Source organism: Rhodococcus sp. P4_F3_2, from assembly GCF_056401335.1.
The window spans coordinates 14864-30597 of sequence record NZ_JBFUJN010000036.1; the positions used below are offsets into that span (position 1 = coordinate 14864).

The window sequence follows — 15734 nt, forward strand, 5'->3', positions numbered from 1 at the left end:
TCCCTCCACTGCGTAACCCAGCCTAATGGTCCTGGCTGTCCGGGTCGATTCGGTTCCTCAATGGCTGCGGTCTACCATCGTTCGTAGTAGAGGACAGTGTCAGCAGTGTGTCGTGAACAGTTAGTGCGGTAACGCGTGGTGCAAGGAGAGAACGTGCGGACAGGGCAACAGCCGAGCGGACATGGCTTCGGCAGCCCAGGTGCCGCCCCGCGGGCGACCAATACCGATACGGTGTGGGGACGCGCAACGGGCAAGGTTCTGGCTTATATCGCGCTCACGAAGCCGCGAGTTATCGAATTGCTGTTGGTGGCAACCATTCCGGCAATGCTGCTGGCAGATCGCGGAACGGTCGACATCGTTCTGATCCTCAGCACCCTCTTCGGTGGCTGGATGGGCGCGGCGAGTGCGAACTCGCTCAACTGCGTCGTCGACGCCGACATCGACAAGGTCATGAAGCGCACCGCGAAGCGTCCGTTGGCCCGCGAGGCGGTGCCGACCCGTAACGCACTCGTCTTCGGACTTCTTCTCGGACTCGCGTCGTTCCTGTGGCTGTGGTGGCGAGCCAACCTCCTGGCCGGCATCCTCGTCGTGATCACGATCGCGTTCTACGTCCTCATCTACACGATGGTTCTCAAGCGTCGTACCTGGCAGAACGTCATCTGGGGTGGCGCAGCCGGATGTATGCCCGTCCTCGTAGGCTGGGCCGCTGTCACCGGGTCGCTGAGCTGGCAGCCCGTCGTGCTGTTTCTGATCATCTTCTTCTGGACGCCGCCGCACACCTGGGCGCTCGCGATGCGATACAAAGAGGACTACAAGGCGGCAGGCGTTCCCATGCTTCCGGTGATCGCCACCGAGGAGCACGTCACCAAGCAGATCCTGTTCTACAGCTGGGCGATGGTCGTCACGACGCTTGTCCTCGTCCCCGCGTCGGGCGTCATCTACGCCGCCATCACCATCGTCGCCGGTGCGTGGTTCCTGCTCATGGCTCATCAGCTGTACCGCAGCGTTCGCGGCGGTGCTCAGGTCAAGCCGCTGCGCCTGTTCCTGCAGTCGAACAACTATCTTGCGATCGTTTTCGTCGGCCTCGCTGTCGACTCGGTTCTCGGACTCCAGACGATCAGCGACATGCTCAGCTGATTCTGCTGTGCGCCTTTATTAACCGCGGGCGGTTAATAAAGGCGGTCGTTGCTCGACCCTCCAGATCCCGATGCGCTGTTGCCGCGTCGGCGAGCGGATACTCGGCGCCGACGCGAATATCGAGATTCCCGGCCGCAATGGCGTCGAAGACATCGCCGGCACGCCAGGTCAGTTCCTCACGAGTGCGAATGTGATGTGCGAGCGTCGGACGCGTCAGGAACAGCGAACCCGATGAATTGAGACGCTGCGGATCGACGGGCGGAACCGGGCCACTGGCCGCACCGAACAATGCGACAGTGCCGCGAATACGGACGGAAGCCAGGCTCGAATCAAAAGTTGTCGCGCCGACGCCGTCGTATGCCGCCGCTACTCCTTCGCCGCCGGTCAACTCCCGGACTCGCGCTGCGATGTCCTCGTCGTACCGCAGGACCTCCGAGGCACCGGCGCCGCGCGAGAGTTCTTCCTTCGCATCCGACGACACAGTCGTGATGACCTTCGCCCCGAGGCTGACGGCCATCTGCGTCAGGATCAACCCGACGCCGCCCGCGCCTGCGTGCACGAGCACGGTGTCGCCGCTCTGGATCGGATACGTCGACTTCGCGAGGTAGTGCGCCGTCATCCCCTGCAGGAGCGCCGACGCTGCGGCCGATGCCGGGACACCGTCAGGCACTTTCACGGCGACTGCGGCGGGAACAGCCACCTTCTCGGCGTAGCTGCCCGTGGCGGCCGCCCACGCGACACGGTCACCAACGGCGAATTCGGTGACGTCGGAACCGACAGCTTCGACGACGCCGCTGCCCTCGTCGCCGGGAATGTAGGGGAGCGGACGCTTGTACTGGCCCATTCGGAAATACGTGTCGATGAAATTGATGCCGATCGCTTCGGTCCTGACGAGTAGATCGCCTGGGCCGGGTGTCGGTTCGGGTTGTTCGGTCAGAGTCAGAACCTCTGGTCCGCCGGTCTCGGTCACGTAGATGGCTCGCATGGTTTCTGTTCTACACCCGAGACGGCCGACGCTCAGTCCATGCCTGGTGTCGCTTCCGGGCTACCGACCAGTATTGTCGAGTCATGAGCACCGATACCGAGAAGTCGGACGCCACCCCGTCCGCGCCGGAACTGCCGAAGTCCACGGTGAACGCCATCACCAAGTTCGTCGCCGAGCACGGCGGCTCCGCCAGCGCCGTCATTCAGCCGGTCGGCCTGGCCGGCGTTCGCATCACTCTCGTGGGTGCCGACGGCATCCTCGGTGATCAGGTCGTCGAGGACCTCGCCACGGCCAATGCCGTCGTTGCGTCCTTCGACACCGTCACCGTTGCCGAGTGGGAGCGTGCGCTGACGAGCATCGTCACCCCCCAGGAAGGCCACTTCAAGAAGATGGCCGGTTGGGTCGCCAACCAGACTCGGTTCCCGAAAGCACGCAACGAAGCCTGAAATGACGTGTGGGGCGTAGGAACATTTCTTGGTGTTCCTCGGCCCCACACGTGTCTTGAAGCGTCAGAGAGCCGGTATCGGCGAATCGGTCGGCGTGTACTGGCGGGTCTTACCCGCAGCCCAAACTGCCGCGGTCGCAGCCGTGCACAGTCCCGCACCGGCGACGTGAAAGACGACCAGCACTGCCGGTACGTCGGTGAAGTACTGAACGACACCGATGAGTGCCTGAGCGACGATGAGAGCCAGCAAGACCTTCAGGCGGATCTTCACAGCCGGGGATGTCCCGACTGCATACAGGCCGAAGGTCAGGCCCACCACCAAGGCCAGATAGCCGACCAACAGTTGCGAGTGCAGATGAACCAGGGTCACGATCTCGACCTCAAGGCGAGGCACAATCCGATCCATATTCTTGTCACCCGCGTGGGGGCCCGCACCCGTTACGAGGGTGCCGGCGACCAGCACGCCGGCCAGCGCGACTCCGGACAGCGCGGTCAGCCAGCGAAGCGGCTTCGGCATCACGATCAGCGTTGTTGCCTCGTCGGGTTCCGCGATCTTCGCGTACATCACCGTGGCAACCCAGACCATTAGCATCGACGCCACCAGGTGAATGGCGACGGTCCACCACAGCAGACCGGTTCGGACCGTGATACCGCCGATCACTGCCTGAACGACAGTGCCGAGCGGCATCATCCAGGCATAGATCAGGACTTCATTCCGTCGACGAGCACGAGTCACCGCGAGCACGATCGCGGCGGCGACGATGACGACCAGGAAGGTCAGCAGGCGGTTGCCGAACTCGACGGCTTGGTGAAGTACTGCGACCTCGCCATGGCCGACCGGGACGAAGCTGCCGGGGAAGCACTGCGGCCACGTCGGGCAACCGAGCCCAGACGCGGTCACGCGAACCACCGCGCCGGTGACAGCGATGCCGCCCTGCGTCAGGATCACGATGAACGCGATGATTTTCTGTGTTTTCAGCGAGGGGAGAGGTAGTCGATCCACCAAGCGTAAAAATCCGGCATACACACGATTCACCACGCCAACGATCGTAGTTCCCCATCAACTACACAGTGTCGTTGGGGCCAGCTCGCTCCGCGCCTGCCCCGCGTCGTTAAGGGCAGGCGTTGAAGCAGGCGCGAAGCGAGCTGCCCCGCGTCGTCGGGACCAGCTCGCGTCAGTTCGCGCGAACGCGCACGATTCCCGAGATCGTTCCCTGAAAGTACTCGCCCGACTCGGTGATGAGTGCCGACATCTGCAGGGTGTCGTTGAGGATCGTCGACGGCAGCGGAGTCGAACCGATCTGTGACCCGTCCTTCGAGTCGATCACCGCGAACGAGTACCCGTCGAGCGGAGAGGTGCTCGGATTACCGTCCCGCGTGACGGTGTAGATCGAGCCGTCCGCCGTCGAGAGGTGCGGTACCGCGGAGCTACGAATTGTGTTGTCCCACACGACATGGCAGCCGACCGGATCTATGTCGACCCGGGTCATTCCGCCGTTGAAGGGTGCCGTGGCGGGGACCGCTGGACCGGCACCTTCAGGAGTCGTGGGGTACGGGTATCCGTAAGTGCCGGCCACGTAGACCGAATGACCGATGCCGACGGGGGAGTTCTCGCTGCCACTCGGTGAGCCGTCCTTGCTGGCCGCGGACAACACCGGCTGCGTGCACACCTCGGCGCCCGTGTCAGCGCGATAGACATGCAAGCTCACCGTCGGGTGGGCGTTGTCGACGATGGTCAAGAAATCGCTGCCCGTCGACGGGCCGAAGTATGTCGGAGTCGATCCGGTTCCCCAGCTGAGCTGACCCGGATTGCGGGCCGGCCCGCGGTCGTACGGCTGACGCCAGTCGATGACGACCTCGTCGCCACTTCGCTTCAGTTGGTAGAGCGCGTGGGTCGTTGCGACGGCAGTGCCCGTCGGGGAGGTGGAGATGCTGTTCTGCACCTGCTCACCCTCGGGGAGCGCAATGCTGTGCGCGATTCGATCCGTGCCGACGTACCCGACGGTGCCGTGCCCGGTGGCGAACCAGACATTGCCGTCCCAATCCGGGGCGAGACCGGTGACGTTGTCGTCGGCGGCAACCGCACCACTGAGATCGATGACATCCGCGAGTTCCAGCCGCCAACTGCCGTCCGGATTCTGCGCATGGGAAATACGGACCAGTTGACGGTTTCCGTCGACGGCTACGAGACGGTTCTCGTTGTCGAGGTAGGCGTAGACGCCGCCGAGCAGGCTGCCCTTCGCGAGCGGCAGTTGCGCGACCGACCGTCCCAAGGGTGTGGCGTCGGCCTTCGGATCGATCAAATGGATGGTCGGGATCTGGCCGATCATCGTCGTGCAGAGCGAGACGATCATGCCGTCGGACCCCTGGAGGACCGTCGGGCAGGCGGCCATCATCGGGAAAGCTGTCACCTCGTGTGGGCCGGTTCCTGGACCAGGCAGCGGCGTGACATCGGACGAGCCCGCGTCACCGTGCATGGTGGAAGTACCGACGGGACCGAGGTGCGGATTTGCAGGTGCGAGTGGACCGGACACCGAAGGGGTCGCCGTTGCGGGTCCGGCACACAACATCACTGTTGCGGCCACACAGCCGACGATCTGAGCTGTCCGTCGTGTACTCACGTGAACTTGAACCACCTTGCTGCGCAGACTCCGGCCACTGCGGCCCAGACGAGAAGTACGAGAATCGAGAACCAGTCCATCGAGGTGTCGAGGGCCGCTTCGAGTGCATGTGCGAGAGCGCCGGAGGGAACAATGCGCACCAGCGTGTGAACAGCGGTCGGAAGTTCGCCGCTGGCGAAGACGACACTGCCGATGCCCACCATGATGAACCACAGGACGTTGGCGAGAGCGAGAACGATCTCTGCGCGCAATGTACCGCCGAGCAGCAGGCCAAGCGCTGCAAATGTGACAGTACCGATGGCAATGACCACTGCGCCGAGTACAAGTTCGACGAACGACGGACGCCACCCCAACGCCAAACCGATAGCGCCGAGCAACAGCGACTGCAGCGCCACGACGATGATGACGGCAGCGCTCTTGCCTGCGATGATTCCCCACCGCGGTAGAGGCGTTGCACCGAGTCGTTTGAGCGCGCCGTATCGGCGATCGAATCCGACGGCGATGGCCTGTCCGGTGAACGCCGTCGACATCACGGCAACCATCATGACACCAGGGAGCACGGTATCGACCCGAGAATCGCCCAAATCGCCGATCGGAAGTAGACACAGTCCGATGAGCAGGGTGATCGGGATGAACATGGTGAGCAGCAATTGCTCACCGTTGCGGAGCAGAAGAGTCAGCTCCAGTTTGGTCTGCGCCGCCAGCATCTTGGCCGCCGAATTGGGGCGGGGATCCGGCGAGAAGGTGCCTGGCTCGAAGCGGTTCTCGGCGAGCCGTCGGTCTCTGGCAACGCTGATGGGACTGCTCTGGCCGTTCGACGCTGTTTCGTTCATGACCTTGATCTCCGTCATCCCCTCAGTTCCCGGCCCGTCAATTCGAGGAAGACGTCTTCCAGACTCCGTTGATCGACGCGAATGTCGTTGATCAGCACGTCCTGATCGGCACACCACGTCGCAACTGTTGCCACGGTTGCCGGATCGATTGCACCTTCGACGACGTAGGTGCCTGGGTTGGATTCCTCGATGCGGAACCCGGCGAGTGAACCGGCCAGCGAATCGAGGCTCAAACCGGGAACCGTCGTCAGACGGAGTTGTCCTTCGGCGCCCTTGCTGGTGACCTCGGCCGGCGTTCCCGATGCGACGATCTTGCCGTGGTCGATGATGACCAGTTCGTCGGCGAGTGCTTCGGCCTCGTCCATGAGGTGTGTGGTGAGCAGGACGCTCACGCCGTCGCGTCGCAGAGCGTCGATGAGTTCCCACACGAGCAGGCGCGCCTGAGCGTCGAGTCCAGCGGTGGGTTCGTCCAGAAATACCAATTCGGGGCGGCCGACCAGCGCGCACGCCAGGGACAGTCGTTGCTGCTGGCCTCCGGAGAGACGGCGGTACGGGGTCTTGCGCGCATCGGTGAGGCCGAGTTTGGAAAGGAGCCAGGCGGGATCGAGCGGGTCGGCCGAGTATGCGGCCACGAGGTCGAGCATTTCCCCGGCCTTGGACCCGGGGTACGCGCCGCCGCCCTGCAGCATGACGCCGATTCGTGAGCGGACTTCACCGGAGTCGGCGATGGGGTCGAGACCGAGCACTCGAACCGTGCCGGCATCGGGGGTGACAAACCCTTCGCACATCTCGACGGTGGTTGTCTTACCGGCTCCGTTGGGGCCGAGCAGGGCAACGACCTGGGCCGTCTCGACAGTGAGATCGATACCGTCGACGGCTCGAACACCGTCGAAGGACTTGACGACACCCTGGATCTGTACCGCCGGCGTCGACGATCTGGAGGCTCTCGAGGTCACGGGGAATCAGCGTAAGCCCCCGCCGAGTTGTCTTCGTCTACCGGTCCGCCTTTCGTGATCTCCGCTACTGGCTTGTCGCTACGCCAGGGGAGTGAATTGCGGGTGAAGACGATGAGCGTTCCGGCGGTGAGGATGGTCGCGATGACGGCCTGCACGATCATGAACGGAAGGTATTCGGCGCCGTTGGACATCAACATGACGCTGACGATCGAGGTGAAGACGACGGCAGGGATGCGGAAAATCGGTGCGGTGGCCCACGCCGCCAACGGAAGGATCGCCCACAGCAGGTACCACGGCTGAACGACGGGGAACAGGAGAACGATCGCTCCGAGTGCGATGCCGAGTCCACCGACCGGGTGTATGCGGCCCATGTACACCGAGATCATCATCCGTGCGGTGACGAGCATGGCGACGAGAGTTGCGATGGGCCGCGTGATCGTGAGGATCGCCGTCGTGTGATCGCCGAGTCCGAGTAGTACACCGGCCAATCCCGTGCCGACGCCCAGGAGCGTCGGGATGGACATCCAACTCCGGACTGCGGTGGCGGTGTCGAGGGTGTTGATCCAACCCATACCGAGCCCACTGGCCACGCTGATGACAAACGTGACGACAGCGGCAACGACGCCCAGGAGAATCGCGGCTCCCGCCAGGGCTTTCCAGGTTCCACCCCAACGCCGAGCCAAGGCCATGCCGACAAATCCCAGCGCAAGCAAGGACGGAATTTTGACCGTCGACGACAACGCGATCAATCCAGATCCCGCAATGAGATAGAACAGCGCTCGCCCACGGATCGGCCCGGACCCTTCGACTGCGCGGAGGGCGATCTCGATTCCGGCGAGCATCAACCCGAGCATGAGCGCTTCGTTGTGGATGCCGGCCACCAAGTGGAAGAGCAACAGCGGGTTCGCGGCACCGAGCCAGAGCGAACTGACGGCAGAGACACCGCATCGCTTGGCCAGTCGAGGTATCGCCCACACGATGAGCGCGACGCCGGCCAATGCGAGCAAGCGGTGCAAGAAGATTCCGGCCACGATGTTGTCGCCGGTCAGTGAGCTGATCCCGCGTCCCAGCCACAGGAAGAACGGACCGTACGGAGCCGGGGTGTCGCGCCAGATCGTCGGAACCGTGCGGGTCAGAACGTGGTCGACGCCCAGTGCCGCCTTGGGGCCGATGGCGTACGGATCGAGTCCACGGGCCGCGATTTCGCTTTGTGCCAGATACGAGTAGACGTCGCGGCTGAACATCGGCGGTGCGACCGAGAGCGGCAGGATCCACAGCAGGAGTGTGCGGTCCAACTGGGAACGGGTCATGCGCCGCGGTGCGCCGGAACGGCTGCGTATGTCCCCCACTGCAAATCGGCCCATCATCAGCCAGGCGAGAACGACGAGCACGGTTCCGGTCATCGTCATTGTGAGTGAGACCGTCGGCATACGTCCGGGGAGGCTGAGGACTCGAAGTCCTGCGGTCGGATTCTGCAGGACGGGTTGTGCGCCGGCGCCGAGCGCTCCGACTGCCATCAAGACCGCGCCGGTCGCGCCGAATCGGCGGATCCCTCGCAGTTGTGCGGTTTCCTTCGCGTTCAGGCCCGGGCGCTCGTCCTCGTCGCCGTGCAGCACCGCGGCCATACTCTGCCGGGGAGCGGATCCGAAAGGTCGAACGCCGATCGTGGAAAGCGCGAGTGCCTTGGGTTTTTCCAGCAGGATCGCGCGCGCCGATCGCGCGGTCGTCGTCTTCTCGGGGGTCTGCGGCACACCAGGCAGCGTAGCGGCTCCATCCAGCCGGACAGACAAGCACAAACAACGCACGTTGTCCGGATATTCCCGAATGTAATGCAGGTTGCCCTTAGTAGACCTGCGAAAAGAATTCCGTCACACTTGTGTTGTGAAAAGAAATGCGTCAGACCCACGAAGCAAGGAAGTTGCAGGTCAGCCCACTGTAGCGGCCTCGCCGAGTGCTGCCGCAAATCCGGTTACGGTGAGCGTCGAAGGTCAGACGCGGGCGGCAGTGGTCAAGCTGCTACTCGAAGAAGGCCCCATTACCGCCTCCGAAATCGGCACACGCCTCGGTTTGAGTGCCGCAGGTGTCCGACGTCACTTGGATGCGTTGATCGAGTCGGGCGAAGCCCGTACCGCTTCGGCGTCGTCGCTGCGTCAGCGCGGACGAGGTCGTCCCGCCAAGCAGTTCCAGATCACCGCGACCGGTCGCGGCCGCCTCGGCCACACCTACGACGATCTGGCGGGAGCCGCGATGCGGCAACTCCGTGAAATCGGCGGAGACGCGGCAATCGAGGAGTTCGCCAAGCGTCGGGTCCAGGCGATCGTCGGAGACGTCGAACCGGCTGATCCGACAGATGTCGACAACGTCGAGGCGACAGCGGACGCAATCGCCGAAGCCTTCAACGCGGTGGGGTTCGCAGCGTCGACCCGGCCGGTCGGCAACGGCGTGCAGATCTGCCAACACCATTGCCCGGTTTCCCATGTGGCAGAAGAGTTTCCGGAACTGTGCGAGGCAGAGCAGCAAGCATTCCGGCAATTGCTCGGGACTCATGTCCAGCGTCTGGCGACCATCGCCAACGGTGACTGCGCCTGCACGACGCACGTGCCCCTCGTGTCCACCGGGAGTAGATGACCGGACCACAGTGTTCTACCGAGCGTTGCCACCGTGCAGCGCTCGAATAGAGATTTTTCAGCTAGTTCTTCAAAGTCAGAACTGCTCGACCACAGCGACCAGCCCTCGCTGAACCCGAGCAGCCGTCAAGAAACAAGACTCCGGAAGGAGCTCGCATGACCGTCACATCAGACCAGGCGACTACCACTGCGGCAGCAGGCACCGAGCCGCTCACGCAGGAAGAGACCATCGCGTCCCTCGGTCATTACGGCTACGGCTGGTCCGATTCCGACGAAGCCGGAGCCAGCGCGCAGCGCGGGTTGTCCGAGGCTGTCGTGCGGGACATCTCCGCCAAGAAGAGCGAGCCCGAGTGGATGCTCGACATCCGCCTCAAGGCGCTGCGCACCTTCGACAAGAAGCCGATGCCGAACTGGGGCAGCGACCTCGAAGGTATTCACTTCGACAACATCAAGTACTTCGTCCGGTCCAGCGAGAAGCAGGCCGAGTCGTGGGAAGACCTGCCCGAGGACATCAAGAACACGTACGACAAGCTCGGCATCCCCGAGGCGGAGAAGCAGCGCCTCGTTGCCGGCGTCGCAGCTCAGTACGAGTCCGAGGTCGTCTACCACTCGATCCGTGAGGACCTCGAGGAGCAGGGCGTCATCTTCCTCGACACGGACACCGGTCTCAAGCAGCACCCGGAGCTGTTCAAGGAGTACTTCGGATCGGTCATCCCGGCCGGCGACAACAAGTTCTCCGCGCTGAACACCGCCGTGTGGTCCGGTGGCTCGTTCATCTACGTTCCGCCGGGAGTCCACGTGGACATCCCGTTGCAGGCGTACTTCCGCATCAACACCGAGAACATGGGTCAGTTCGAGCGCACCCTGATCATCGTCGACGAAGATGCCTCCGTGCACTACGTCGAGGGTTGCACCGCGCCGATCTACAAGTCCGATTCACTGCACTCGGCCGTCGTCGAGATCATCGTGAAGAAGGGCGGCCACTGCCGCTACACGACCATCCAGAACTGGTCCAACAACGTCTACAACCTGGTGACCAAGCGCACCAAGGTCGAGGCAGGCGGATCCATGGAGTGGGTCGACGGCAACATCGGCTCCAAGGTCACCATGAAGTACCCGGCCGTGTGGCTGATGGGCGAGTACGCCCGCGGTGAGGTTCTCTCCGTTGCGTTCTCCGGCGAGGGCCAGCACCAGGACACCGGCGCCAAGATGCTCCACCTCGCGCCGCACACGTCCTCGACCATCATCAGCAAGTCTGTCGCCCGTGGTGGTGGACGTGCGTCGTACCGCGGTCTGGTGCAGGTCAACAAGGGTGCCCACGGCTCCAAGTCGACCGTCAAGTGTGACGCTCTGCTGGTCGACCAGATCAGCCGAAGCGACACCTACCCGTACGTCGACATCCGCGAGGACGACGTCACCATGGGTCACGAGGCCACCGTCTCCAAGGTCAGTGACGATCAGCTCTTCTACCTGATGAGCCGCGGACTGACCGAGGACGAGGCGATGGCCACCATCGTGCGTGGATTCGTCGAGCCCATCGCGAAGGAACTCCCGATGGAGTACGCGCTCGAGCTCAACCGCCTTATCGAACTTCAGATGGAAGGGGCTGTGGGTTAGTGACCACGCCAGAGACCGGAGTCATCGGAGCTGTTGCCGGGGAGAACCCGACCGCTCCTGTAAAGGGTGCAGCCACAGGCTCACCTATCACGAACAAGGGCGAGCAGTTCTCCTCGTTCGACGTCAATGCATTCGAGGTTCCCGGCGGACGTGACGAGATCTGGCGGTTCACCCCGCTGCGTCGTCTCCGGGGACTGCATGACGGCAGCGCCGTCGCCAACGGACAGGTCACCGTCGAGGTCGACGGGGGAAGCGACATCACCGTCGAGACCGTCGGCCGTGACGACGCGCGTCTGGGCAAAGCCGGCGTTCCCGCTGATCGCATTGCAGCGCAGGCGTATTCGAGCTTCGAGACTGCAACGGTCATCTCGGTGGGCGCCGAGGTCGAGGTCGAGAAGCCAGTCGTGGTCACCATGACCGGCCCCGGAGTCGACAACGTCGCCTACGGGCACACCCAGATTCACCTGGCACAGTTCGCCAAGGCGACGTTCGTGATCGACCAGCGCGGCAGCGGAACCTTCGCGGAGAACATCGAATTCGTTCTCGGTGACAGTTCGCAGCTGACCGTGGTGGCCATCCAGGACTGGGCGGACGACGCAGTTCACGTGACGTCACACCACGCTCGCCTGAATCGCGACGCGGTGCTTCGATACACCTCGATCAGCCTGGGCGGCGACCTGGTTCGCCTGTCCGCCACCGTCAAGTACGACGGACCGGGCGGCGACGCCGAACTGCTCGGCCTGTACTTCGCCGACGCCGGCCAGCATCTGGAACAGCGTCTGCTGGTGGATCATTCGCAGCCCAACTGCAAGTCCAACGTGGTCTACAAGGGTGCGCTTCAGGGCGATCCCGGATCCGGCAAGCCCGACGCGCACACCGTGTGGATCGGCGATGTTCTCATCCGCGCCGCAGCGGAGGGCACCGACACGTTCGAGCTCAACCGCAACCTGGTGCTGACCGACGGCGCCCGCGCCGACTCGGTTCCGAACCTCGAAATCGAGACCGGTGAGATCGTCGGTGCCGGCCACGCAAGTGCAACGGGACGTTTCGACGACGAGCAGCTGTTCTACCTGCGTGCTCGTGGTATCCCGGAGGATCAGGCTCGTCGTCTGGTCGTACGTGGGTTCTTCCACGAAATCATCAACAAGATCGCTGTTCCCGAGGTGCGCGATCGCCTCGAAGCCGCAGTCGAAGCCGAACTCGCAGCCGTCGGCTCCTGACCGCCCCGCCTGCGACACCACCCCGTCGCTACGCTCGCCCGCCTCATCTTGAAGGAATTTCATGTCTACCAGTGACAACACCACCACCTCGGTCCTCGAGGTTCGTGACCTGCACGTCGAGGTCGCCAACTCCGATGCCAACGCCGAGCCCATCCAGATCCTCAAGGGCGTCGACCTGACGGTCCGCTCCGGCGAGACCCACGCGATCATGGGCCCCAACGGCTCCGGCAAGTCGACTCTGTCGTACGCCATCGCCGGTCACCCCAAGTACCAGGTCACGTCCGGCTCCATCACCCTCAACGGTGAAGACGTCCTAGCAATGAGCGTCGACGAGCGTGCACGTGCCGGGCTCTTCCTGGCGATGCAGTACCCCGTCGAGGTTCCCGGCGTTTCCATGTCCAACTTCCTGCGCACCGCCGCCACGGCCGTGCGAGGCGAGGCTCCCAAGCTGCGCCACTGGGTCAAGGAAGTCAAGGAAGCCCTCAGCGAGCTCGAGATCGATCCCTCGTTCATCGAGCGCTCGGTCAACGAAGGCTTCTCCGGTGGCGAGAAGAAGCGCCACGAGATCCTGCAGTTGGGCATGCTCAAGCCGAAGATCGCGATCCTCGACGAGACCGACTCCGGCCTCGACGTCGACGCTCTGCGCACCGTCTCCGAAGGCGTCAACCGCTACAAGGAGCGCGAGAACGGCGGCGTTCTGCTGATCACGCACTACACGCGCATTCTGCGCTACATCAACCCCGACTTCGTTCACGTGTTCGTCGGTGGCCGCATCGTCGAGTCCGGTGGACCGGAGCTGGCCGACGAGCTCGAGACCAACGGCTACGTTCGTTTCACCGCGGACACCGCAGCTACCCAGGGAGCGTAATCACGATGACCACCTCGGTGCGCGAGCTCGACGTCACAGCGGTTCGGGCCGACTTCCCGATCCTGGCGCGAACCGTGCGCGACGGAAAACCTTTGGTGTACTTGGATTCCGGCGCTACCTCGCAGCGTCCGGTCCAGGTTCTCGATGCCGAACGGGACTTCCTGACCACGTGTAACGCGGCAGTACACCGGGGTGCTCATCAGCTCGCAGAAGAGGCGACGGACGCGTACGAGAATGCTCGCGCCACCATCGCTTCTTTCGTGGGCGCGGATTCGGACGAGTTGGTGTTCACCAAGAACGCCACCGAGGCTCTCAATCTGGTGACCTACGTTCTCGGTGACGATCGCTTCGACCGCCATGTCGGTCCTGGCGACGAAATCGTCATCACCGAACTCGAACACCACGCCAACCTCGTTCCCTGGCAGGAACTTGCGCGCCGAACCGGTGCGACGCTCAAGTGGTACGGCGTCACCGACGACGGCCGGATCGATCTCGATTCGCTGGAGCTGACAGACGCGGTGAAGGTCGTTTCGTTCACCCACCAGTCCAACGTGACCGGCGCGATCGCGCCCGTCGAGGAATTGGTGCGACGAGCACGCGCCGTCGGTGCACTCGTCGTGCTCGACGCGTGCCAGTCGGTGCCTCACATGGCCGTCGACTTCCACGAACTGGGAGTGGACTACGCGGCGTTCTCGGGCCACAAGATGCTCGGCCCTTCGGGGGTCGGAGTTCTCTACGGCCGTCGTGAACTGCTGGCAGCGATGCCTCCGTTCATCACCGGCGGGTCGATGATCGAGACGGTCACCATGGAGGTCAGCACCTACGCGCCGCCGCCTCAGCGTTTCGAAGCCGGCGTACCGATGACCTCACAGGTGGTCGGACTGGGCGCTGCCGTGGATTACCTGAACACCTTCGGGATGGACGCCGTCGCTGCGCACGAGCACGTGTTGGTGGAGGCTGCTCTCGAAAAGTTGTCGKCGATCGAAGGTCTGCGCATCATCGGACCACAGACGTCCGAGAACCGCGGCGGAGCGATTTCCTTTGTCGTGGACGGTATTCACGCCCACGACCTCGGACAGATCCTCGACGACGAGGGCGTCGCGATCCGCGTCGGACACCATTGCGCGTGGCCGCTGCATCGTAAGTTCGGTGTCGCTGCGACGGCCCGTGCGTCGTTTGCGCTCTACAACACCACCGCGGAAATCGATGTTCTCGTTGCAGCGATCAAGCGTGCGCAGGAATTTTTCGGTGTCGCAGGGGAGTTGAACTGAATCATGCGCATGGAGCAGATGTATCAGGAAGTGATCCTCGATCACTACAAACATCCGCACGGCCGCGGACTCCGCGAGCCGTTCGGCGCCGAGGTGCACCACGTCAACCCGACGTGTGGCGACGAGGTGACGTTGCGCGTCCAGATCTCCGAGGACGGAACGGTCTCCGACGTCTCGTACGACGGTCAGGGTTGTTCGATCAGCCAGGCGTCGACGTCGGTGCTGAACGACCTCGTCATCGGGATGCAGGTCACCGACGCACTGAAGACGGTGACGGCGTTCAACGAGATGGTGAGCAGTCGGGGCACCGTCGAGGGGGACGAGGACGTTCTCGGCGACGGCATCGCGTTCGTCGGTGTCTCGAAGTACCCGGCACGCGTGAAGTGCGCCTTGCTCGGATGGATGGCATTCAAGGATGCTGTAGTCCAGATTGTCGACGGCAGTGCTGTGACGACGGCGGACAGCAGCAGTGAATTGGTCGACACGACTGAAGGACAGGGATCATGACCGAGACACAACCAGTGCAGGACGCCGAGGTCGGCGCTCCGGTGAATCCGAATCCCGATTCCACTGCGGAATTCGGTGGCGCACAGGGCAGTGGCACTGTCCCGTCGCCTGAGCGACTCGACGAACTCGAAGAAGCGATGCGCGACGTCGTCGACCCCGAACTGGGAATCAACGTCGTCGATCTCGGCTTGGTCTACGGACTCTTCGAAGACGACGGTGTCGTCACGATCGACATGACTTTGACGTCGGCGGCGTGCCCGTTGACCGACGTGATCGAGGACCAGGCGCGCGGCGCACTTGTGCGTAGCGATCTGTGTACCGATATGAAGATCAACTGGGTGTGGTTGCCGCCGTGGGGACCGGACAAGATCACCGAAGACGGACGCGAGCAACTGCGCGCACTCGGCTTCACGGTCTGACAAGCAACCTCGGCACGATCAACTGAATACATTTCACCGGAGCGTCGGTGCCCGTTCGTCGGGTACCGGCGCTTCGGTTTGTTATATAGGGCCGTTTTAGCCATGATATTCAGGACAATAGTCCCAAATGGTTGTTTGATGAATATTTGCTGGAAGCTGACTGATCGGTAACATCGCAGCTGATTGTCACGATGTGATCTCCGGCGGGCGATTTGCCAGTTTCCACCC

Annotated in this window: 15 protein-coding genes; 9 read left to right on the forward strand and 6 right to left on the reverse strand. The window is 63.2% G+C overall.

Going from position 1 to position 15734, the window contains the following annotated elements:
* Positions 1-153: 153 nt before the first annotated feature.
* Positions 154-1137, forward strand: a complete 984-nt coding sequence (locus tag AC1DWA_RS27575; RefSeq protein ID WP_003944994.1) for a heme o synthase — start codon at positions 154-156, stop codon at positions 1135-1137.
* Here AC1DWA_RS27575 and AC1DWA_RS27580 read toward each other — a convergent pair.
* Positions 1130-2122: a quinone oxidoreductase family protein gene (locus AC1DWA_RS27580; protein ID WP_477917323.1), complete on the reverse strand. Its 993-nt coding sequence runs from the start codon at positions 2120-2122 to the stop codon at positions 1130-1132. The genes AC1DWA_RS27575 and AC1DWA_RS27580 overlap by 8 nt on opposite strands.
* An 83-nt stretch (positions 2123-2205) precedes the next feature.
* Between AC1DWA_RS27580 and AC1DWA_RS27585 the strand changes: the two genes are divergently transcribed.
* On the forward strand, positions 2206-2568 hold the full coding sequence (locus tag AC1DWA_RS27585; protein ID WP_477846628.1) for a hypothetical protein: 363 nt from the start codon (positions 2206-2208) through the stop codon (positions 2566-2568).
* A gap of 63 nt (positions 2569-2631) precedes the next feature.
* On the opposite strand, the gene AC1DWA_RS27590 is transcribed toward AC1DWA_RS27585, so the two are convergent.
* The 5 genes from AC1DWA_RS27590 to mptB form a co-directional block, all read right to left on the reverse strand.
* A complete protein-coding gene (locus AC1DWA_RS27590; protein WP_269577220.1) occupies positions 2632-3606 on the reverse strand; it encodes a COX15/CtaA family protein in 975 nt (324 codons plus the stop codon).
* A 136-nt stretch (positions 3607-3742) separates the two neighbouring features.
* Positions 3743-5137, reverse strand: coding sequence for a hypothetical protein (locus AC1DWA_RS27595; protein ID WP_223257842.1), 1395 nt, complete (start codon positions 5135-5137; stop codon positions 3743-3745).
* 47 nt (positions 5138-5184) lie between these two features.
* On the reverse strand, positions 5185-6021 hold the full coding sequence (locus AC1DWA_RS27600) for an ABC transporter permease (protein ID WP_370333988.1): 837 nt from the start codon (positions 6019-6021) through the stop codon (positions 5185-5187).
* A 14-nt stretch (positions 6022-6035) separates the two neighbouring features.
* Positions 6036-6977 (reverse strand): ABC transporter ATP-binding protein, encoded by a 942-nt coding sequence (locus AC1DWA_RS27605; RefSeq protein ID WP_007727917.1) that lies wholly within the window; start codon positions 6975-6977, stop codon positions 6036-6038.
* Positions 6974-8728 carry a polyprenol phosphomannose-dependent alpha 1,6 mannosyltransferase MptB gene (gene mptB, locus AC1DWA_RS27610; protein ID WP_080910404.1) on the reverse strand — a complete coding sequence of 585 codons (1755 nt, stop codon included), beginning with the start codon at positions 8726-8728 and terminating at the stop codon, positions 6974-6976. The genes AC1DWA_RS27605 and mptB overlap by 4 nt, the downstream gene beginning before the upstream one ends.
* A 130-nt stretch (positions 8729-8858) precedes the next feature.
* On the opposite strand from mptB, the gene AC1DWA_RS27615 reads away from it, so the two are divergent.
* From AC1DWA_RS27615 to AC1DWA_RS27645, 7 genes are all read left to right on the forward strand, one after another.
* Entirely contained in the window at positions 8859-9605 is a 747-nt protein-coding gene (locus tag AC1DWA_RS27615; RefSeq protein WP_269455348.1) for a helix-turn-helix transcriptional regulator, read from the forward strand.
* Positions 9606-9760: 155 nt separating this feature from the next.
* Entirely contained in the window at positions 9761-11221 is a 1461-nt protein-coding gene (gene sufB, locus AC1DWA_RS27620) for a Fe-S cluster assembly protein SufB (protein ID WP_003944799.1), read from the forward strand.
* Positions 11221-12441: a Fe-S cluster assembly protein SufD gene (gene sufD / locus AC1DWA_RS27625; RefSeq protein ID WP_020907733.1), complete on the forward strand. Its 1221-nt coding sequence runs from the start codon at positions 11221-11223 to the stop codon at positions 12439-12441. The genes sufB and sufD overlap by 1 nt, the downstream gene beginning before the upstream one ends.
* Positions 12442-12502: 61 nt before the next feature.
* Positions 12503-13309: a Fe-S cluster assembly ATPase SufC gene (sufC, locus tag AC1DWA_RS27630; RefSeq protein WP_003944795.1), complete on the forward strand. Its 807-nt coding sequence runs from the start codon at positions 12503-12505 to the stop codon at positions 13307-13309.
* Positions 13310-13314: 5 nt separating this feature from the next.
* The gene (locus tag AC1DWA_RS27635; RefSeq protein ID WP_477917325.1) at positions 13315-14580 is read left to right on the forward strand and encodes a cysteine desulfurase; all 1266 of its coding nucleotides are present in this window, start codon (positions 13315-13317) and stop codon (positions 14578-14580) included.
* Between the two features lie 3 nt (positions 14581-14583).
* Positions 14584-15087 carry a Fe-S cluster assembly sulfur transfer protein SufU gene (gene sufU / locus AC1DWA_RS27640; protein WP_003944894.1) on the forward strand — a complete coding sequence of 168 codons (504 nt, stop codon included), beginning with the start codon at positions 14584-14586 and terminating at the stop codon, positions 15085-15087.
* Complete coding sequence (locus tag AC1DWA_RS27645) at positions 15084-15506, forward strand: metal-sulfur cluster assembly factor (RefSeq protein ID WP_003944963.1); 423 nt, start codon at positions 15084-15086, stop codon at positions 15504-15506. Before sufU ends, AC1DWA_RS27645 begins: the two co-directional genes overlap by 4 nt.
* Positions 15507-15734 lie beyond the last annotated feature (228 nt).